15 protein-coding genes are annotated in these 19,689 nt (G+C 35.6%); 8 read left to right on the forward strand and 7 right to left on the reverse strand.

What is annotated here, in order from left to right; translation table 11 throughout:
- Positions 1-11 precede the first annotated feature (11 nt).
- The 3 genes from QUH73_RS01220 (at position 12) to QUH73_RS01230 (ending at position 2,940) form a co-directional block, all read left to right on the forward strand.
- Positions 12-1,418: an arginine decarboxylase gene (locus QUH73_RS01220; protein ID WP_289528641.1), complete on the forward strand. Its 1,407-nt coding sequence runs from the start codon at positions 12-14 to the stop codon at positions 1,416-1,418.
- Positions 1,419-1,535: 117 nt separating this feature from the next.
- Entirely contained in the window at positions 1,536-2,513 is a 978-nt protein-coding gene (locus QUH73_RS01225; protein ID WP_289528643.1) for a deoxyhypusine synthase family protein, read from the forward strand.
- 49 nt (positions 2,514-2,562) lie between these two features.
- Complete coding sequence (locus QUH73_RS01230) at positions 2,563-2,940, forward strand: hypothetical protein (protein ID WP_289528644.1); 378 nt, start codon at positions 2,563-2,565, stop codon at positions 2,938-2,940.
- A gap of 570 nt (positions 2,941-3,510) precedes the next feature.
- Here the strand turns inward: QUH73_RS01230 and QUH73_RS01235 are convergent.
- On the reverse strand, positions 3,511-5,994 hold the full coding sequence (locus QUH73_RS01235; RefSeq protein WP_289528645.1) for a CoA-disulfide reductase: 2,484 nt from the start codon (positions 5,992-5,994) through the stop codon (positions 3,511-3,513).
- Between the two features lie 332 nt (positions 5,995-6,326).
- On the opposite strand from QUH73_RS01235, the gene QUH73_RS01240 reads away from it, so the two are divergent.
- The 4 genes from QUH73_RS01240 to QUH73_RS01255 all read left to right on the forward strand — a co-directional run bounded on the left by QUH73_RS01240 (position 6,327) and on the right by QUH73_RS01255 (position 10,600).
- Entirely contained in the window at positions 6,327-6,923 is a 597-nt protein-coding gene (locus QUH73_RS01240; RefSeq protein WP_289528646.1) for an ATP-binding cassette domain-containing protein, read from the forward strand.
- Positions 6,924-7,030: 107 nt separating this feature from the next.
- Positions 7,031-7,822 carry an ABC transporter permease gene (locus tag QUH73_RS01245; RefSeq protein WP_289528647.1) on the forward strand — a complete coding sequence of 264 codons (792 nt, stop codon included), beginning with the start codon at positions 7,031-7,033 and terminating at the stop codon, positions 7,820-7,822.
- A gap of 449 nt (positions 7,823-8,271) precedes the next feature.
- Positions 8,272-9,897 carry a thiamine pyrophosphate-dependent enzyme gene (locus QUH73_RS01250; RefSeq protein ID WP_289528648.1) on the forward strand — a complete coding sequence of 542 codons (1,626 nt, stop codon included), beginning with the start codon at positions 8,272-8,274 and terminating at the stop codon, positions 9,895-9,897.
- A 118-nt stretch (positions 9,898-10,015) separates the two neighbouring features.
- The gene (locus QUH73_RS01255; protein WP_289528649.1) at positions 10,016-10,600 is read left to right on the forward strand and encodes an indolepyruvate oxidoreductase subunit beta; all 585 of its coding nucleotides are present in this window, start codon (positions 10,016-10,018) and stop codon (positions 10,598-10,600) included.
- Between the two features lie 188 nt (positions 10,601-10,788).
- On the opposite strand, the gene QUH73_RS01260 is transcribed toward QUH73_RS01255, so the two are convergent.
- The 5 genes from QUH73_RS01260 to QUH73_RS01280 all read right to left on the reverse strand — a co-directional run bounded on the left by QUH73_RS01260 (position 10,789) and on the right by QUH73_RS01280 (position 16,842).
- Positions 10,789-11,211 carry a hypothetical protein gene (locus QUH73_RS01260; protein ID WP_289528650.1) on the reverse strand — a complete coding sequence of 141 codons (423 nt, stop codon included), beginning with the start codon at positions 11,209-11,211 and terminating at the stop codon, positions 10,789-10,791.
- Between the two features lie 251 nt (positions 11,212-11,462).
- Positions 11,463-12,809, reverse strand: coding sequence for a H(+)/Cl(-) exchange transporter ClcA (clcA, locus tag QUH73_RS01265; RefSeq protein WP_289528651.1), 1,347 nt, complete (start codon positions 12,807-12,809; stop codon positions 11,463-11,465).
- Positions 12,810-12,843: 34 nt separating this feature from the next.
- Positions 12,844-13,464, reverse strand: a complete 621-nt coding sequence (locus QUH73_RS01270; RefSeq protein ID WP_289528652.1) for a MarC family protein — start codon at positions 13,462-13,464, stop codon at positions 12,844-12,846.
- A gap of 346 nt (positions 13,465-13,810) precedes the next feature.
- On the reverse strand, positions 13,811-15,112 hold the full coding sequence (gene nhaA, locus QUH73_RS01275) for a Na+/H+ antiporter NhaA (protein ID WP_289528653.1): 1,302 nt from the start codon (positions 15,110-15,112) through the stop codon (positions 13,811-13,813).
- 209 nt (positions 15,113-15,321) lie between these two features.
- Positions 15,322-16,842, reverse strand: a complete 1,521-nt coding sequence (locus QUH73_RS01280) for a bifunctional GNAT family N-acetyltransferase/carbon-nitrogen hydrolase family protein (protein ID WP_289528654.1) — start codon at positions 16,840-16,842, stop codon at positions 15,322-15,324.
- Positions 16,843-17,413: 571 nt separating this feature from the next.
- Here QUH73_RS01280 and QUH73_RS01285 point away from each other — a divergent pair.
- Positions 17,414-18,694: an alpha/beta hydrolase-fold protein gene (locus QUH73_RS01285; RefSeq protein ID WP_289528655.1), complete on the forward strand. Its 1,281-nt coding sequence runs from the start codon at positions 17,414-17,416 to the stop codon at positions 18,692-18,694.
- 135 nt (positions 18,695-18,829) lie between these two features.
- Here QUH73_RS01285 and QUH73_RS01290 read toward each other — a convergent pair whose 3' ends face one another.
- Complete coding sequence (locus QUH73_RS01290; RefSeq protein WP_289528656.1) at positions 18,830-19,576, reverse strand: NYN domain-containing protein; 747 nt, start codon at positions 19,574-19,576, stop codon at positions 18,830-18,832.
- Positions 19,577-19,689: the final 113 nt, after the last annotated feature.

Below are 19,689 nucleotides of genomic sequence, written 5' to 3' on the forward strand. Positions count from 1 at the left end.
TGATTACGTAAATGAAAAACACCTATTTTGATTTGATTGAGCAGAGCTATTATTTCCCACAGGAAGGCTTTGACTTACGTGATGATTACCTTACTTTTCAGGGGATCTCTATGAAATACCTTATAGAAAAGCATGGTACTCCGTTTAGATTCTTTTACCTTCCCCGAATAGGAGATCAAATAAAAAAAGCCCGGAATCTTTTTAACAAGGCAATCAAGAAAAATAATTACGCAGGTTCTTATGAGTATTGTTATTGTACAAAGTGCAATCACTTTGCACATGTAATTGGCGAAGCATTAAAACACAATGTTAATCTTGAGACTTCTTCAGCTTTTGATATTGATTTGATTTTGAATCTTTACAGAGATAAAAAAATTGATTTCAACAGAATTATTATTCATAATGGTTACAAAACGGATGAATATTTGAAAAAAATCCTGGATATGCAGGAGGTTGGATTCAAGAATAGCATCATCATTTTTGATAGTGTACAGGAATTAGATCGTCTGGAAATACTGGCAAAGGATCGGGTAGTGAAAATTGGTTTGCGAATGGCTATTAATGAGGAATCTCAATCTGCCTATTACACTTCAAGAATGGGTATTCGCAGTAATGAAATCATTAATTTTTATCACGATAGAATCAAGAATAATCCTAAGTTTGAGCTTAAAATGCTTCACTTTTTTGTAGATTCAGGAATTAAGGATAGTTTGTATTATTGGGGTGAATTTCAAAAGGCATTAAAGGTTTATTCCGAATTAAAAAAGGATAGTGAAACTCTTGATTCATTTAATTTAGGTGGTGGTTTTCCAATACGTAATCATCTGGGATTTGAATACCAATATGAATATATGATTAACGAAATTATTTCCAACATTAAGGATGCCTGCATGAAGGATGAAATTCCAGAGCCTAACATCTATACTGAATTTGGTAAATATACAGTTGGAGAAAGTGGCGCAATCATATTTAAAGTGCTGGAACAGAAACAACAAAATGATACAGAGTCATGGTATTTGATTGATAATAGTTTAATGAATACCATTCCTGATGCATGGTCTATTCATGAGAAATTTATTTTGTTACCAATAAATAAATGGAAAAATGAATACAAACGTGTAAATATTGGCGGAATTAGCTGTGATCACTCGGATTATTACAATTCTGAAGATTTAAATCAGGAGGTTTTGCTCCCGAGTTATTCCAATGATGAAAAGGAACCATTGTATATTGGTTTTTTCCATACCGGAGCTTATCAGGATGCAATTAGTGGATATGGAGGCATTAAGCATTGTTTGATCCCATCTCCAAAACATGTAATAATTGACAGAGATGAAAAAGGCAATTTTTTCGATTACGTTTACCGAAACGAACAATCTGCCGATGAGATGTTTAAACTTTTAGGATACAAAAAGTAAAGAAGTAATTGTTTTACAAATAAAATTGCAGAATTGGCACTGCAAGAGAGACGAAAATCTCAAATTTTTAATTGCCAGATAATATTATTAAAATGCTTTGCTATAAATTATAAAATCATGCAAACTAAAGGACCCGTTACTAAATTTATATTAGAACATTACAGACATTTTAACTCAGCTGCCTTGGTAGATGCTGCCGTTGCTTACGAAAAGCATTTAGCGGAAGGGAAGAAGATGATGATTACCCTTGGAGGTGCTATGAGTACTGCTGAGTTAGGTCGATCTTTGGCAGAAATGATTCGTCAGGATAAAGTTCATATTATCACTTGTACCGGAGCAAATCTTGAGGAAGATATCATGAATTTGGTTGCTCATTCTCATTACGAAAGAGTACCTCATTACAGAGACTTAACGCCACATGACGAATGGGCTTTGTTGGAGAAAGGTTTAAATAGAGTAACAGATACATGTATTCCGGAAGAGGAAGCTTTTAGAAGATTACAGAAACACGTTTATAATATTTGGAAAGACGCTGAAGATAAGGGTGAGAGATATTTTCCACACGAGTTTATGTATAAATTATTACTTTCAGGAGTATTGGAACAATATTATGAAATTGATCCTAAAAACAGCTGGATGTTGGAAGCGGCAAAGAAAAATCTTCCGATTGTAGTTCCTGGCTGGGAAGATTCAACCATGGGAAATATTTTTGCATCCTACTGCTTAAAAGGAGAATTGAAGGCGTCGACTATGAAATCAGGAATTGAATACATGACTTGGTTGGCTGATTATTATACCAATACTGCAGGAGACCAAGGCATCGGATTTTTCCAGATTGGTGGTGGTATATCAGGAGATTTCCCAATATGTGTAGTTCCTATGTTGTATCAGGATATGGAAAGAACAAACACTCCTTTTTGGAGTTATTTCTGCCAAATTTCTGATTCCACAACAAGTTACGGATCGTATTCGGGCGCTGTTCCGAACGAGAAAATTACTTGGGGTAAGTTAGGTATTGAAACCCCTAAATTCATTATTGAATCAGATGCTACAATTGTGGCTCCCTTGATTTTCGCATATCTATTAGGTTGGTAATTAATAAGAAACCAAATATATTTCCATTTTTCGATAAACAAATTATTGTATGAAGAGCAGCAATAAACCGAGAGTAATCCAGAGCTATGAAAAGCTTAGTCAGGAGATACAGGAACAAATAAAATTGTATTATCCTGAGGGATATATGGATAATTTGATTGAGTTCAGAAATCATAAAAATGAATTAGTAAGTGCCTTGCCATTTGAGACTGAGGATAAAATTTACATGGTTCGTATGTCAGTTCGTAAAGCTCAGGAACTTATCGAAGATGATGATGATTTTGACGATGATGGAAATCTGCTGGACAGCAAGAAGGAATCGTATGAAGATAAATATTCCGATTCTGATTCCGATTTTTTAATGTCAGACGACGACGAGGAAGTTGATAATATTGCAGATGATGACGATGATATGGATGATGAATAGACGTTTAGCCGTTTATTCCTGCCAGAGACAAAATAATTAGAGAAGGCGGTAAAATCATGTATTTTGATTTTATCGCCTTTTTTTGAATTTGAATGTATACCTATTCTCTAAGGTCTAAAGAAATAGCAGAATTCTATAAATTAAGGGACTATACAAAAACCTGCTATTTCAGTCAACTACTAACCACTAATGGTTTTTCTCTACTTCCATAAAGAAACCAATTTAGTTTTTTCTAATTTAATCAATTCGCATCATCGGGTTTAAGTTTGTTGAATTCGGTTGAGGAAAATATTGAATAAATTTTCTTTTGAAATTTGAGAGAGTGAGGATCGTTTTGGAACAGAATTTTTTTTTGAATGAATTGAGTATTCAAATTACAAAATTAAAGGAGTAATGTCCAGTAGAAGAGGAGGTTTTATCTTTGTAAATGTGAGGTTTAAGGAATATTAATTCAAATAATTTCTTTTATTATTTGAAATATAACTTGCCATTTTAATTTCTAAATTTCAGGATACAAAAAGGGTTGTTTCATTGTGGAAACAACCCTTTATTTTACTGTGACAATACTGTTTATATGAATAGATTAATGTTTGATTTTTCAGCTTCTTCAAGATAGGTTGCTACACCTCCAATAGAAACACCTTCAAGCAATTCATCCTTATCAACTCCCATTACATCCATCGACATTTGACAAGCAATCATTTCAACACCGTTCTCCATAGCAGTTTTTAGTAAATCCTCAAGAGAGTCTACTTTTTTCGCCATCATTCTTTTTTTCATCATTTTAGAACCTAAGCCCATCATGTTCATTTTCGACAGCTTCAAATCATCTGCACTGTTTGCCATCATTTTGCTAAACATCTTGCCCATCAAATCTTTTTGAACTTTTGGTTTGTTTGCTTTTTTAATCACATTCAAGCCCCAAAAAGTAAAGAAGAGGGTCACTTTATTTCCAGTTGCAGCAGCTCCATTGGCAATAACAAGTGATGCCAAAGCCCGATCCAATTCATCAGAAAAAACAACCATGGTTTTATTTTTAGCAACACCACAGTTTAGAGTTGTACATTGTTCATCTTTCTTCTGTTTTTCAATAACTGCAGATATAATTCCTTTATCGGAATCAAGAGAAATTAATTTATTTCCTGTCATGTTACACCACGATGCAACATCTTTCATAAATCCCTGATCCGTTACTTTTTGCAGCAATCGATCACCGTTCTCCAATTTATCGATTTCTTTTTTTAGTTTGATGATCGGTCCCGGACATTGTAATCCACAAGCATCCACCTCAACGATTTTTTTTTCAGATTGGATTTCTTTTTCTGTAGAGCTTGTTTTTTTTCTATAGATATGACTGTCTTTGGCCACATAACTGGATTCAAAAATGTCTTCGTTACTTTGTTTGCAGGTTGCGTGTTCGTAGGTTTTATACCCACCACTTAAATTGTAAACGTCCGAAAAGCCTTTTTGCATTAATATTCTTGCTGCAAAATAGCCGCGTAAACCAACCCCACAATAGATGATTATTTTTTTATCTCTTGGTATTTCGTCCAGACGATTTCTGATTTGATCCACTTCAATATTTACGGCATCTTCAATCTGACCCAGTTCAAATTCGTCAGGAGTACGAACATCTAATATGAAATTATTTGCTGCATGCAATTGGTTCAATTCATCCCAATGAATAATATTCACCAAACCTTCAATAATATTTCCTGCAGTAAATCCTGCCTGATTTACAGGATCTTTCGCCGATGAGTAGGGGGGAGCATAAGCATGTTCTATTTCCTGTAAATCGTAAATTGTTCCACCTTTTTTAAGAACTGTTGCAATTAAATCGGTTCTCTTATCTACACCATCATATCCAATTATTTGAGCACCATATAATTTCCCGTTTTTGGGATCGAATGTGATTTTTATGCTTGTAGGCATTGCTCCGGGATAATATCCGGCATGCGATCCTCCATGAGTGATATTGGAAATGTAAGAAATACCTTCCTTTTTAAGAACCTTTTCTGCCAATCCAGTTGATCCAATGGTAAGATCAAATACTTTGGCAATGGCAGTTGCAATTGAACCTTTATAGGTTTGTTTGTGTCCCAGAACCAAATTGTTTGCTAAAATTCTACCTTGCTTATTGGCAGGACCTGCCAGGTATGCATTGGTGTATTTACCGGTAATAGGATGAGGGAAAGCGATAGCATCGCCCAAGGCATATACATTAGGATCGCTGGTCTGAAGGTATTCGTTTACTTTAATACCTCCGTTGGGAGCCAATTCAATACCTGCTTCTTTAATTAATTTGGTTTCAGGTTTAACACCGATAGAAAGAATAACCATATCAGCGTCCACTTTTCTGCCCGATTGCAAATGAATCTCAAGATGATCAGTATCTCTTTTGAACTGACTGACGCCATCATTCAGATAAAATTCAACATTTTTAGTCTTTAAATGCTGATGTACAACGGCCGCCATTTCGTAATCAAGAGGCGTCATTACTTGTTCGGCCATTTCAATAATTGTAACCATCATACCTAGGTGATGAAGGTTTTCAGCCATTTCCAAACCAATAAATCCAGCTCCAACAACTACAGCTTTCTTTGGCTTGTTTTCGTTGATGTAAGTTTTAATTTTGTCTGTATCATTTACGTTTCGAACAGTGAAAATTGCTTTGTCTTTTATGCCGGGAATTGGTGGTTTTATCGGTTCTGCGCCTGGAGAAACAACCAATTTATCAAAAGTTTCAGTATAGCTTGTATTGTTGATGAGGTCGTTGATTTCTACTAATTTATTTTCGCGGTCAATTCTAACTACTTCGTTCTTAATCCGAACATCAACATTTAATCTTTTTTTGAAGCTTTCCGGAGTTTGCAGCAATAGATTTTCCCTCTCTGTAATAACATCACCAACATAGTATGGCAAACCGCAATTCGCATACGAAATATGTTCGCCTCTTTCGAACATGATTATCTCTGCCGATTCATCCATTCTGCGTAAACGGGCAGCTGTTGTTGCTCCTCCTGCTACACCACCAACTATTAAGTATTTTACCATTGTTATATATTCTAAAAATTATTTTGTTGCAATCATTATATGTATATATTCACATATCTATAATACAAAAGTAAGCTTTCAGAAAAAATTATCACTAAGGCAATGTGAATTTTTAACATGTTGCTCAGCATATTAAATCGATTGCATTGATGAAAGTATCTGATAAAGAGTAATTAATAAGTTGTTTGCAATAGTGTTTAAAATCATTAAATGAGAATATTCTCACTACAAAGAAGGGTTTATCAGACATTATTCTTCTCTGCTAAAGAAATGTGATCAGCATTGGTAGCAATTGAGATAATATTATTTTCTTTATAGTAAAGGAGGGGAATATGATAAAATGTGAAAAGATTAATTTAAGTTTTCCTAGGCAACTCATATGCAAAGATCTTAGTTTTGAGGTTTTTGATGGGGAGTCAATATGTTTTAGCGGACCATCAGGTAAGGGCAAGTCTTCATTGCTAAAAGTGCTGATGGGATTTATCACACCACAATCTGGGACAATTCAAATTGATGGTTTAGAGTTGAGTAGTGATACGATTGCAGCGATTCGAAACAAAATGATCTGGTTGCCGCAAAATAGTAATTTACCTGTTGATTCAGCCAATGAGCTATCTGATTTACTTCAAATGAATGTAGAACAAGTAGAAAGATTTCAACAGTTTCAGGATCAGTTGGGAGTTCGGGAATGCGGCGACGACAAAAGTTTTGCAAAAATTAGCGGAGGACAAAAGCAAAGGATAGTTTTGGCTGCATGCTTAAGTCTTGATAAGCCAATAATCCTTCTGGATGAACCAGTTTCTGCTCTTGATGATTATTCCATCGATCTTCTCTTTGCTACATTGAATTCTTTGCCTAATAAAACAATAGTCTCAACCTCCCATAACAAGAAATGGATTGACTATTGCAACAGAACAATTGAGTTATGAAACGTTCATACCAAAATGATTTTGAAACACAGGGAAATGATTATTCCTGCAGGTAATTCCGAAAGGATTCGGGATCATATGGCAACTAAAAAGCAAATTATAAACACATGAAAGAAATCGTTGACATAGGAATATGGAGTTTGGCCTTGGGATTTTTGCTCATGATTATTCCCATTGCAGGGTTCATCTATTTTAAAGTGAAAATTGTTAAAGAAACTGTTATTGCCTTAATTCGAATGGTGGTACAACTTTCTTTGGTTGCCTTCTACTTAGAATATATTTTTGCATGGAACAATGCCTGGGTAAATGTAATTTGGGTTTGTATAATGATATTTGTTGGTGCTTTTACAACAATTAAGAGGGCAGGGCTTACCTATCGGTTTTTTATCCTTCCATTCGCTATTTCAGGTTTTATAAGTATTCTAATTCTAGATGCATTTTTTCTTGGCTTTGTAATTCATCTCGACTATATTTTCGATGCCCGATACTTTATTCCCATATCGGGTATGGTATTGGGAAATGCTTTAAATCATAACATCGTTGGTATCAGTAATTATTTTAGTCGGCTAACCAAGGAACAGGATTTGTATTATTTTCTTTTGGTGAACGGAAATAGCAGAAAAAATTCACTGGCACCATTTATCCGCTCGGCCATAAAAAGTGGGTTAAATCCATTAATAGCTACCATGTCTGTTATTGGTTTAATCTCCTTACCCGGGATGATGACAGGACAGATTTTAGGTGGAAGTTCTCCTATGGTCGCCATAAAATATCAGATATTAATTATGCTCGCCATATTTGTTGGTTGCTCTATAAATCTAATGCTTAGTATTCTTCTGGCAAATCGTTTTGCATTTGACTCTTTTGGACGAATTAAAACCAATTTATTTAAGAAATAGTATCTCCTGTCAGTTTGTAAGAGATTTTTGTTTTTTTACTGAAAATCAATACTGCAACTTCGTAGTGTATTTTTACGCAACCGTTTTCGTTATTTGAACTAATTCTAAACTTTCTGCTTTGGGTTCTCTTTTATTGATTTTAAACCAAATATTGGTATTTTAGTACCGAATATTAAAAACAAGACTTGTTTTAATTCCAATTCACAAGCAAAAATATGGATTTTCTTGAAATTTATTTTTACGTTTGCGCCTACTTGGTAAGTTACCTTGAAATGTTTGGCGGACTATAAAATCCATTCCCTACCTCGATCTTTGTGATCAATTTTCTATTCTATTTTTTGAGTAAATGTAATTGATGTTTTAGTACATCAATAATTTTATAATTAGGCACTTTTTTTTTCTAAGTGTTGTAACTTATAGATTAATCAAAATAGTTAAACAAATACAACATGCAAAAGTCTTTATTATTAGGCGTTGAAGCCATTGCTCAAGGAGCAATTGATGGTGGAATGTCGGGAGTTTACGCGTACCCGGGAACTCCGTCTACTGAAATTACCGAATACATACAACATTCGAAACAGGCAAAAGAATTAAACATTCACAGCGATTGGGCTGCGAATGAAAAAACAGCCATGGAATCAGCTCTCGGTATGTCATATGCTGGAAAAAGAGCAATGGTTTGTATGAAGCACGTTGGATTGAACGTAGCTGCCGATTGTTTTATGAATGCTGCCATTACTGGAGCAAACGGAGGAATGTTGATCGTAGTTGCAGATGATCCATCTATGCACTCTTCTCAAAATGAGCAGGATTCCCGTGTATATGGTAAGTTTGCCATGATGCCGATTTTAGAGCCTTCCAACCAACAGGAAGCATACGATATGGCTCGTTTCGGGTTCGAATTGTCTGAAGCTTTTGAGATTCCTGTTTTAATGAGAATTACGACTCGTTTGGCTCACTCCCGTGCCGGTGTTGCAAGATCTGCTGAGGTAAGGGTACAAAATGAATTGAAACTTCCGAAAGATAAGGTTCAATTTGTGTTGCTTCCGGCTATTGCTCGTAAGCGCTATAAAATGTTGTTAAGCAATCAGGAAAAATTTGAGGCTGCCTCGGAAGATTCAGCTTATAATGCATATACCGATGCTGCTGATAAGTCAATGGGTATCATTGCTTGTGGTTTAGGATACAATTACTTAATGGAAAATTATCCAAACGGAGAATGTCCATATCCTGTTGTTAAGATCAGCCAGTACCCAATTCCCCGCACAATGATTCAAAAGATCACCGGCGAGTGCGATAAAGTATTGGTTTTGGAAGAAGGTTATCCTGTAATTGAGGAAATTCTGAAAGGATATTTGGAAAAAGAAGCTGTTATTGGCCGTTTGGATGGAACTCTTTCCCGGGATGGTGAGTTAACTCCGGATATGGTTGGCAGAGCTCTTGGATTTGAAATTGAAGAAAGTCTTGAAATACCAGATATTGTAGCTGCCCGTCCGCCGGCATTGTGTGTTGGCTGTAGTCATATTGATGTGTACAAAGCATTGAATGAGGTAATTGAGGAATATGGCGCAGGTCGCGTATTTGCTGATATAGGTTGTTATACTTTGGGTGCTTTGCCTCCTTTTAATGCAATTAACTCTTGTGTGGATATGGGAGCATCAATCACTATGGCTAAAGGTGCTGCCGATGCCGGATTAATTCCTTCGGTAGCTGTTATTGGGGATTCAACTTTTACGCACTCGGGCATGACTGGTTTATTGGATGCTGTTAATGAAAAGACTCCAATTACAGTAATTATTTCTGATAATGAATCCATCTCAATGACCGGTGGTCAGAAATCATCTGCTAAAGGTAAATTAGAAGCAATTTGCGAAGGTTTAGGAGTAGAGAAGGAGCACATTCATGTATTACTTCCAGTGCCTAAGAAACATGATGAGATTAAGGAAATCTTCCGTAAGGAGTTTGAATACAAAGGGGTTTCTGTAATTATTCCCCGCAGAGTATGTGTACAGAAGAATGTGCGTGATCAGAAAATTAAGAAAGCGAACATTGCAAAAGCCGCAGCTAAAGCTTAATTAAATTATTAACCTGAAAAAAGTAAAGAGATGAAACGTCCATGTATTAAGCTTTCTACACACAGGGAGATGATTATATGGTAAGTTCCATCTGACAAAAACTTAAAATTATAAACACATGAAAACAGATATGGTTATAGCAGGTGTTGGTGGTCAAGGGATTTTATCCATTGCCGCTGCTTTAGGTTCTGCTGCACTAGAAAACGATTTATATATGAAACAAGCTGAAACTCATGGTATGAGTCAGCGTGGCGGTGATGTTCAGTCATTCATGAGAATTTCTGATAAGCCTATTTATTCCGATTTAATTCCTAAAGGTGGTGCTGATATTATTTTATCAGTTGAGCCAATGGAAGCATTGCGTTACCTTCCTTATTTGAAAAAAGGTGGTTATGTGGTAACTAATTCAACTCCTTTTATCAATATTAACGATTATCCTGAGCAGGAAAAATTGGAAGCAACCATAAAAGCCTTGCCTAATTACGTGTTGATTGATGCGGATAGAATAGCGAAAGAAGAAGTTGGTTCTGCACGTGCTTTTAACTTTGTAATGTTGGGGGCGGCATCTCCGTTTATCGATGTTCCATTCGAATATTTGGAAGAAGGTATCCGTAAAATTTTCGCTAGAAAAGGGGAAGAAGTGGTGGACATGAATATTAAAGCGCTTCATGCGGGACGCAAGTTTTCGGAGGAAAACAGATAGGTAAAACTCAACTAATATAATTCAAAATCCCCGTTCGGAATTCTTTCCTTACGCGGATTTTTTTTTTAATAAGTGTAAAAGGAGAAAGGTGCTGAAACAAATAATTAACTACGAAGGTGATTCTATCAAAGTTTATTTTAAAATAGTGGATAGTACTTTTTCCTTACTCCTTTATACTTTGAGTTTGTTTATCCTTTATTGTCTAAAATTTCACTAATTGTTCGCAGGCAGGCTGCAATTTCTCTTTTGAACGGATGGTTGGGCATAATTCCACTCTCTGCATCCAGTCCATTTAAAATACCCATCCAAATTGCACTTATGCCAAAGCCAATCAAAACATCCTTTTTGTAATTTTCGACAAATGCCTGTCGGTATTGCTCTGTGAAATTATTGAAATTAACTGCGATTCGAAAGGTATAGGAAGCGTCCGGATTTTCACCATTATGCATATGGTAATCTATTATTTTTACGAAATTTGTGGATAGTTTTTTAGATTCCGATTCTATTTCATCTCTTTTATCCTGATTGATATCCATATCATGTACACCTTTCAGAATCAAATGGTCGATATCTTCAGTGCATATTTTATTTTTTAATAGTATAGGTTCCATGTTTGTTGTATTATTTATAAGAACACCTAAATTACTCGAAAAATATGAGATTGTTTCTTCCTGCGATCATTGTTTCATTATAATATTTTACAGCAAATAGGAATTGCACTTGAATTCCAACTATGGTTAATGTTCGTTTTTTGCTATTTTTCATTGACTATTCACGATCAACGGAATATTAGCAGAAAAGCTTAACTGTTTGTTCTTTTAGTGTGCCAATTCGCAGATTTGAGTATTTGATTGGCTTTACTCTATTCATCAAATTTTTCTTTCTTCTTTACATTTGCCAATGTGCGTTTTAATAATGTTGTATAAATTGGTTTATTCCCCAAAAGTGATGTAAATACAGATGCTGTAACTGTGGTAATGATTAAAGGTAAAATTAATTCATAGTTTGATGTCATTTCTACTGCAAGTACTAATCCTGTTAAAGGTGCTCTAACAGTTGCAGCAAAAATGCCTGCCATTCCTGCTATGGTAAAAACGCCTGGGTTTGAAATGAACTGGGGAAAAAAGTGTTGCATGCTAACTCCGAACAGCATACCTAAAATAACACCAAGTGTAAGCATAGGTAAAAAAATCCCTCCAGGAACACCAAAACTATAACTGAGTAAGGACAGCAGCAGTCTTGCGATAAATAAAAATAATAGAAAAGATAAGGTGAAAGAATGGTCGAGTACTCTGGCAATTGTATCGTATCCGCCGCCTATTATGTCCGGAGAAAAGATACCAATTACTGCTATGCTTAGCCCTACAAAAACTCCTGTATAAATAACGGGCATTTTCGAGGTGAACTGAAAGAGATCTAAAGATAGGATAAGGAGTTTATTGTATAAAAGGCCAACAATACTACATAATAAACCGAGGCATATAAACAGCCAGAATCCATATATATTTGGACTTGGAAATACAGTCATCTGTATAATAGGTTTGGATCCAACCAGCATCCTAACAATAAAGTCTGATGTTCCTGCACCTATCATAATGGCTGCTAACGAATAAAAATTAAATTTAAAATGGCCGTTCATTTCTTCGATGACGAAAATAATTCCTGCAAAAGGTGCATTAAAGGCACTTGCAAGTCCTGCAGCAGCACCGGCAGAGACCAATGAATTGTTTTCAATATCAGGTATGCCTAAGGTGTCTTTCACCATCTTACCAATGTTGGCTCCCAATTGAATCGTAGGGCCCTCGCGTCCCAGAAGCAATCCGCTTCCCAAAGAAAATAAGGAAGCAATAAACTTGATGGGCAGCACTCTTTTCCAACGCATGGGACGCAACCCATCCAGTGCACCCTCTATTTCCTGAACTCCACTTCCAGAGGCTTCTGGTGCATATTTTTTCACCAAAAATAAAGCGATACTTATTCCTATGATTGCAAACAGAATCGGCCAAAGCCAGCTCAGGAATCCCGATTGGCCTGCCTGATGATATAAGATATCCCTGATATTTTCGATATAGCTAAGTGAAATTCTAAAAAAGCCGCCAACAAGTCCAACAACAATCCCGATGATCAGTGCATAAAACAGTTGTTTGAAGTGTCTTTTATTCTCGCCGTTAAGTTGATGGCGGGAAATATTGGATATATTAATGGACATAGTAAATCAGGAGATTGTATTGTTTAAAATTGGATTAATTGAATAAGTGGAATGCGAGTTTGATTCCTTGAATGATCATTCCAATTCCCATTATTGAAAGAATTAGCCCCATTATTTTCCCGATTACAGTTATTATATTATGGCCAATTTTTTCAACGATATAGTCACTAAAAAAGAAGGCTAAATAAGTGATGTAGCACATTATTGCAAAAATTAAAATGACTATACCAATATGAAAATAGTTGTTGTCGGAAACAAAATTCATGGCTGTAACAATTGTTCCCGGTCCTGCTAATATAGGTATCGCCAAAGGGGACACGGCAATGTTTTCATCGATCTTTACTTTTTGCAGGTGCTTTATATTTGATTTTTTTGATTCCAGCATTTCAAACCCTACATAAAAGAGTAAAATACCACCTGTTATTTTAAAGGCTGGTATTGTAATGCCAAATAATTCAAATATAAATTTGCCTAACAGCACAAATATAAATACAATACAAAATGCAATTATAGTCGCTTTTTTATTAATTGCTTTTTTCGTTAATTCATCGGCGTCTTGAACTAATGATGAGAAAATAGGAATATTGGCAATTGGGTTCATTATGGCAAAAAAGCCTGTAAATACAGATAAAGAGTAGGTCAAATATTCTATCATATTGTTATTTTTTTCGTTTTAATTTCACGTATTCGCATATGCCTGGCTCTAGAGGCAAAGCATGTGTCAGTCGCTATGCGGTTTGGATCACTTATTTTCGTGTGTTTGCAATTTGTTGTTATTTTGTATTCAACTCATTACAATTTGTGTTTGAAGAGCCTCTGTTTTTTTGTAAGAGAAATACTCTAATAAGTACAGCTTTTTTTACCCAACTAAGGTATCCTTTTTATCAGGCAAAAGCGAAAATTAGTAAAGGCAGTTATTTTATTCTATCAGTAAGGAGTTAGCCGAAAAGTTCAACTATTTTTTCACAGTGGATATACATTTGTGATCAATGCTTCCGGAATTATTTGTGTTGAATATAGCGACTGCCAAATCTTAGTATCAAATAGCCAATAACTCCAGAAGTAAACGAGCCGATCAGGATACCAATTTTAGCCGAATCGATAAATTCAGGATTGGTAATAAAAGCCAGATTGGCAATAAATATTGCCATTGTAAATCCTATTCCAGCCAGAAATGAAATTCCTACCACCTGAATGGCTTTCACTCCTTGCGGCAATTCAGCAAATTTTAGTTTAATGCCGATAAAGGATATTAAGGATACACCAATACTGTTTCCAATGATTAAACAAAGGGCAATATTGATGACCAGAGGCAGTTCCAGATTTATATCTGTACCAAACTTGATTCCTGCATTGGATAGTGCAAATACCGGCATAATAAAAAAAGCAACCCAGTTGTGCAGCTTGTGTTCTAAATGCTGCAAAGGGGATTGTACCTGACTGGTCCAATCTTCCAAATTGTCGATTTGTTCAATCTGATGATCGGAGAGGATTGGTTTTTCGCATGTTCCTTCAATATCCTTAGCAATGCCCATTAATTTGCGGGAATACGTTTTAATATCAATTTTTTGCCTGATTGGAATGGTAAATGCCATTAACACACCGGCAACAGTAGGATGTATACCTGATTTTAAAAACAGATACCAAACAAGTACGCCAATAATAAAAACGAAATAGGGGAAATAGATTTTTCGGTACGCCAGAAAAATCAGAATTGCAAGAGGAATTACCGCATATCCTAAAAGAATCCATTGGATATTTCCACTATAAAAAATGGCGATTACCAATACTGCAATCAAATCATCGACAATGGCAAAGGCGGTTAGGAATACTTTCAGCCCCAAAGGAATTCTTTTACCAAGAAGCTTAAGTATCGCTAATGAAAATGCAATATCGGTTGCCATAGGAACTCCCCATGCGTTTGATGTGCTTTGATTGTTATTGAGTAAAAAGAACATGGCCACAGGAACCAACATTCCACCCAAAGCCGCAAAAAAAGGAAAACTTGCTTTTCGAACCGTATTTAGTTCACCTATTAACAGCTCGCGTTTAATTTCCAGTCCAATCAGGAAAAAGAAAACAGCCATTAAGCCATCATTAATCCAAAGTATTATAGGTTTATTCAGTTCGAAATTAGATGTTGTTATCCCAATTTTATATTGCCATAATGAATCGTATAAATGAGAAAGAGGCGAGTTTGCCCAAATTAATGCAAGCAGGGTGGCAATAAAAAGCAGAATACCACTAAAGCTTTCTATTTTAACAAATTTCTGGAATGGGGTGATGAGAAGTTTATCTATCATGGAAGTTTATTTCGTTCATTTAAATCGATTCTGAATTTACGAAAAAATGATCTTTTATTCGCCATCACGAGTAATTTTCATGCAATAAAAAGTTTGTTTTTTATCGAAATCCTTTTCGGTATTAGCCATGCTTTCTATTAAATATTATGGAAATATTTTGATTGAAATCAATTCGGTAGCCTCACTCCGGGTAAGGCTACCGAATTTAATTACATTTTTTTTAATTCGTAGATGTCATTTCTGCGGTCCCGCAAATTTCGTACGCTGCCAAACTGATTCAATTCGCGAAGCAAGTCGATATCTACATCAGCAATTAGAATCATTTCGGTATTTGGCGTTGCTTCGGCTTTAATTCCATTGGCCGGAAAAGCAAAGTCGCAGGGGGTAAATACCATCGATTGAGCATATTGAATATCCATATTGTGCACCTTTGGCAAGTTGCCTACACTACCTGCAATAGCAACGTAGCATTCATTTTCGATAGCTCTGGCCTGAGCACAATTCCGAACCCGGGAATAGCCGTTTTGTGTATCCGTTAAAAACGGCACAAACAAAATATCCATGCCTTCGTCGGCAAGTAATCTACTCAACTCCGGAAATTCAACATCGTAACAAATCAGGATGCCAATTTTTCCGCAATCGGTATCAAAAACTTTCAATTCCGATCCTTTTTGCATCCCCCAAACTTTCGCCTCGTCCGGTGTTACGTGAAGTTTCTCATAACGCTCAACACTTCCATCACGTTTGCACAGATAGCCAACGTTATACAGTCGGTCCTCTTTAATTTCAGGCATACTTCCCGATATAATATTGATATTGTAAGAAATGGCCAGTTCCGAAAATTTCTGAACAATGGTTTCTGTGTATTCCGCCAACTTCCTGATTGCTTCTGGCTCCGATAAATGATTGTCTTTAGCCATCAGTGGAGCATTAAAGAACTCTGGGAACAAGGCAAAATCTGATCGGTAACCCGAAACGGCATCCACAAAATACTCGGCCTGATGCATGAGATCATCCAAATTGTTATAAGACCGCATTTGCCATTGAATCAAACCAAGCCGTACTACTTTTTTGTTCAGACTGGGTTTTTTATTCTTTTTCTCGTAGTAGATATTATCCCATTCGAGAAGTACAGCATAGTCATTGGAATCATCATCTCCTTCCAGGTAGTTTTTCAGAATTTTGGCCGGGTGAAAATCATTCGAAACCTGAAAATTCAACACCGGATCGTGAATTTCTTTTCTTCTTACCTTCGCAATGTACTCTTTCGGTGATAATTGATCGGAGTATTTGTGATAGTTTGGTATTCGTCCGCCAAAAGCAACTCCCTTCAGATTCAAACGTTCACTCAATTCTTTTCGGTAATCGTACAATCGTCGACCCAATCGTAAGCCACGAAACTCTGGTTTAATAAAAACATCGATTCCGTACAAAACATCGCCATCCGGACTATGTGTCGAAAAAGTATAGTTTCCTGTTATTTCTTTGTAAGTATGCTTGTCGTCAAATTTACTATAGTCAACAATTATAGATAAAGCACATCCTGCTATGTAATTATTGACTTTAATGACAACCTGGCCATCGGGGAAATTATCAATTAATGTTTTAATTTGATGTTCTCGCCAATAAGAATTAGGCATACTTGTGTACGACTCAATCATGGCTTTTTTAAGTTCCTGATAATCATCTAAACTTAAGAAGGATAATTCAATATTTTCTATTTCCTGCATTTGAATGTTGTTTACAGAGAAGTATGTGCAACAGTGCACAAATCTTTCTGTTTCGAAAGATTAAATATAATAAAATTGGGAACATGTTCAATCTGTTTTTTCTTTAAGATAATGTTTAATTGACCTGCAAGACTAACACTTACCCTTACGTGATACGCAACGCAAAGCTGTTTAATCAGTATTCGTATTTACAATCCCCTTTTACCACACATTTTACCATTCACTAAGGATATTCATAAATAAAAAAAGAACTTTCTGCATGGCTTTTTCTCTTTCGAGGATTTACACTTCCATTCCTAACGTAATTTTTTTGAACATTAAATTATTTACAGGAAGTAATTTTAATTGAGATTTGGTAGATTAGTTGGGCTATTTGAGAAAAGCTACACAATGCACCCAATTAAAAGCAATAAAAGAAATGTTGGGCTTCATATAAAACAAACATGGTAAAACTATCAAAGCTGAATATTGAAGAAATCTTTAGACAGGATGCTCAAAAAATAATTGAGTATGGAAATCCCTTACGAAATCATACACTCAACGTTAATTTCAATTAAGAAAAAAAATAAGAATGATTAAGAACAATAAAATGAGAAGAGGATTAAAAATAGGATTGGCAATAGGATTCATTGTTTTCTTTCAACAATTTGCAAAAGCTCAGGCAAATCAAAATCAACAGTTTTTGCAGCAAGTAGGTGTTGTAGATAGTCTTTATTCCCAAATACTAAACGAGTCGAGAACGATTTACATACAACTACCAGTCAGTTACAATCCTGAGAAAAATCAAAAATATCCCGTAGTTTTTATTTTAGACGGAGAAATATTTCTACCTACGCTTAGTGATGTGCAAAACTATTATAGTGGAGGCTTTACACCTGAAATGGTGCTAATAGGAATTTCCAATGCTAAAAACAGGATAAGAGATTTAACGACCTCAACTATTTCAACGAAATATGGAATGCCGTTTAATGATGAAAATGGAGAGGCTGATCATTTTGTCGAATTTTTTGAAAAGGAACTTATTCCTTTTATCGAGAATAAATATCCTGTTACCAATTTTAGAACATTAATTGGTCATTCGTATGGAGGTTTGTTTGCCATTTATGCACTAATTCATCAGCCAAATTTGTTTACCAACTACTTAGCTATAGATCCAAGTCTGGATTGGGACGATCAAAAACTGTTGAAAGAAGCACAAGGATTACTTGCCACTCAGAAATATGAAAACAAATCTTTATTTATGTCTTTAGGAGGACAATTACACATGCAAAATTCAAAGATAACTTTGGACAATGTAATGCAAGACACAACAGAATTTACTTTGTTTGCCCGTTCGAATATTGCCTTTTCAAACGAGCTAAGGCAAAATGCTAAAAACGGACTGTCTTTCGAATGGAAATTTTATCCCAGAGATTTGCATGGCACAATTCCCTTTCCGTCCATTATGGATGGTTTGATTTCGCTTTTTGAATGGTATCAAATGGAAAATACCGATAAAATAAATTCATTTGACACTCCAAAAGAAGAGCTTCTCAGCATAATAAAATACAGGGAAAAGAAGCTCAAAGACCATTTTGGATATTTTGAACCTCCTTATCCGGAAGAACTTTTAAATATGTCAGGTTATATGAATATGGAGATGGAACAGCTCGAAAAGACAAAAATGTACTTTGAACTTGCCATTGAATATTATCCTGAAAGTGCGAATGCCTTTGATTCTATGGCTGATTATTATGAGACAAAGGGGGATTTAACCAATGCGGTAAAATATGTAACCAAAGCTTTTGAATTAAGTGGCAGTGATTATTATAAGAAAAGAATCGAAGGGCTTAAAATGAGAAAAAGTAACTAAGACTAATGATAACATCCATTAGTACAATATTGATTAAAAAACTCCTTTGATTTGGTCAAAGGAGTTTTTTTAATGTTCATTTCGTTTTCAGAATAGCTTATGATTCAATTCGCAGCAAATCTTCTTTAAGAATTATTACTCTCTAATTCGCACGAAAATGTGTTTGATATTGCGTTTGCCACTATCCCGTTCGTCAATCTCGAAATGTTGCTGCATTGATTTAAGCAGAGGGGTGAGTTTGTTGAATCCGTAGTTTCTAGGATCAAAATCAGGTTTCTTCTTGTTAATTAAAGAACCAAGTTCTGCAAGAAAAGCCCAGCCATCGTCGTCGGCAATGTCTTCAATCGAATTGATTAGTAAATTAAGGAATTGCTTGTCAATTTTATCAAATTTCTGTGTTTCGGCAGGAGTTGCCTCTTTCTTCTTCTCGCGAATCTTTTTACCACTAATAATTTCGATATAAATGAATTTATCGCAGGCAACAATAAAAGGATTTGGTGTTTTCTTTTCGCCGATTCCGATTACAAGCATCCTCGATTCTCTAAGTCGTGTGGCCAGGCGGGTAAAATCACTATCGCTTGATACGAGACAGAAACCGTCAACTTTACCATTGTGCAAAATGTCCATGGCATCAATAATCATCGCCGAATCGGTAGCATTTTTTCCTGTGGTGTAGGAGTATTGCTGAATAGGAGTAATGGCATGTTCCAGTAAGGCGGGTTTCCAGCCGGCAACAGTAGGTTTTGTCCAGTCGCCGTATATACGTTTGATACTGGGAGTCCCTAACTTGGCTATTTCATCAAGCATTCCCTTAATGTTCGAATAGGGAATATTATCGGCATCAATCAGAACCGCAAGGTTCAAATCATTCGTTTCGTTCATAATTTTTTGTAATTAATAGTACGACTAAGGTAAGGAATTGTATGTGATTATACGTTTAAATATTTAGGATTATCTGGTTTTATGGCATAGACGGATATGGAAAAACAATAAAA

Source organism: Labilibaculum sp. K2S, assembly GCF_030372765.1.
Classification (GTDB): Bacteria; Bacteroidota; Bacteroidia; order Bacteroidales; family Marinifilaceae; genus Labilibaculum.

Coding starts and splice junctions, on each gene's coding strand:
- QUH73_RS01220 (WP_289528641.1), top strand. CDS start 12: ATGAAAAACACCTATTTTGATTTGATTGAGCAGAGCTATTATTTCCCA.
- QUH73_RS01225 (WP_289528643.1), top strand. CDS start 1,536: ATGCAAACTAAAGGACCCGTTACTAAATTTATATTAGAACATTACAGA.
- QUH73_RS01230 (WP_289528644.1), top strand. CDS start 2,563: ATGAAGAGCAGCAATAAACCGAGAGTAATCCAGAGCTATGAAAAGCTT.
- QUH73_RS01235 (WP_289528645.1), bottom strand. CDS start 5,994: ATGGTAAAATACTTAATAGTTGGTGGTGTAGCAGGAGGAGCAACAACA.
- QUH73_RS01240 (WP_289528646.1), top strand. CDS start 6,327: ATGATAAAATGTGAAAAGATTAATTTAAGTTTTCCTAGGCAACTCATA.
- QUH73_RS01245 (WP_289528647.1), top strand. CDS start 7,031: ATGAAAGAAATCGTTGACATAGGAATATGGAGTTTGGCCTTGGGATTT.
- QUH73_RS01250 (WP_289528648.1), top strand. CDS start 8,272: ATGCAAAAGTCTTTATTATTAGGCGTTGAAGCCATTGCTCAAGGAGCA.
- QUH73_RS01255 (WP_289528649.1), top strand. CDS start 10,016: ATGAAAACAGATATGGTTATAGCAGGTGTTGGTGGTCAAGGGATTTTA.
- QUH73_RS01260 (WP_289528650.1), bottom strand. CDS start 11,211: ATGGAACCTATACTATTAAAAAATAAAATATGCACTGAAGATATCGAC.
- clcA (WP_289528651.1), bottom strand. CDS start 12,809: ATGTCCATTAATATATCCAATATTTCCCGCCATCAACTTAACGGCGAG.
- QUH73_RS01270 (WP_289528652.1), bottom strand. CDS start 13,464: ATGATAGAATATTTGACCTACTCTTTATCTGTATTTACAGGCTTTTTT.
- nhaA (WP_289528653.1), bottom strand. CDS start 15,112: ATGATAGATAAACTTCTCATCACCCCATTCCAGAAATTTGTTAAAATA.
- QUH73_RS01280 (WP_289528654.1), bottom strand. CDS start 16,842: ATGCAGGAAATAGAAAATATTGAATTATCCTTCTTAAGTTTAGATGAT.
- QUH73_RS01285 (WP_289528655.1), top strand. CDS start 17,414: ATGATTAAGAACAATAAAATGAGAAGAGGATTAAAAATAGGATTGGCA.
- QUH73_RS01290 (WP_289528656.1), bottom strand. CDS start 19,576: ATGAACGAAACGAATGATTTGAACCTTGCGGTTCTGATTGATGCCGAT.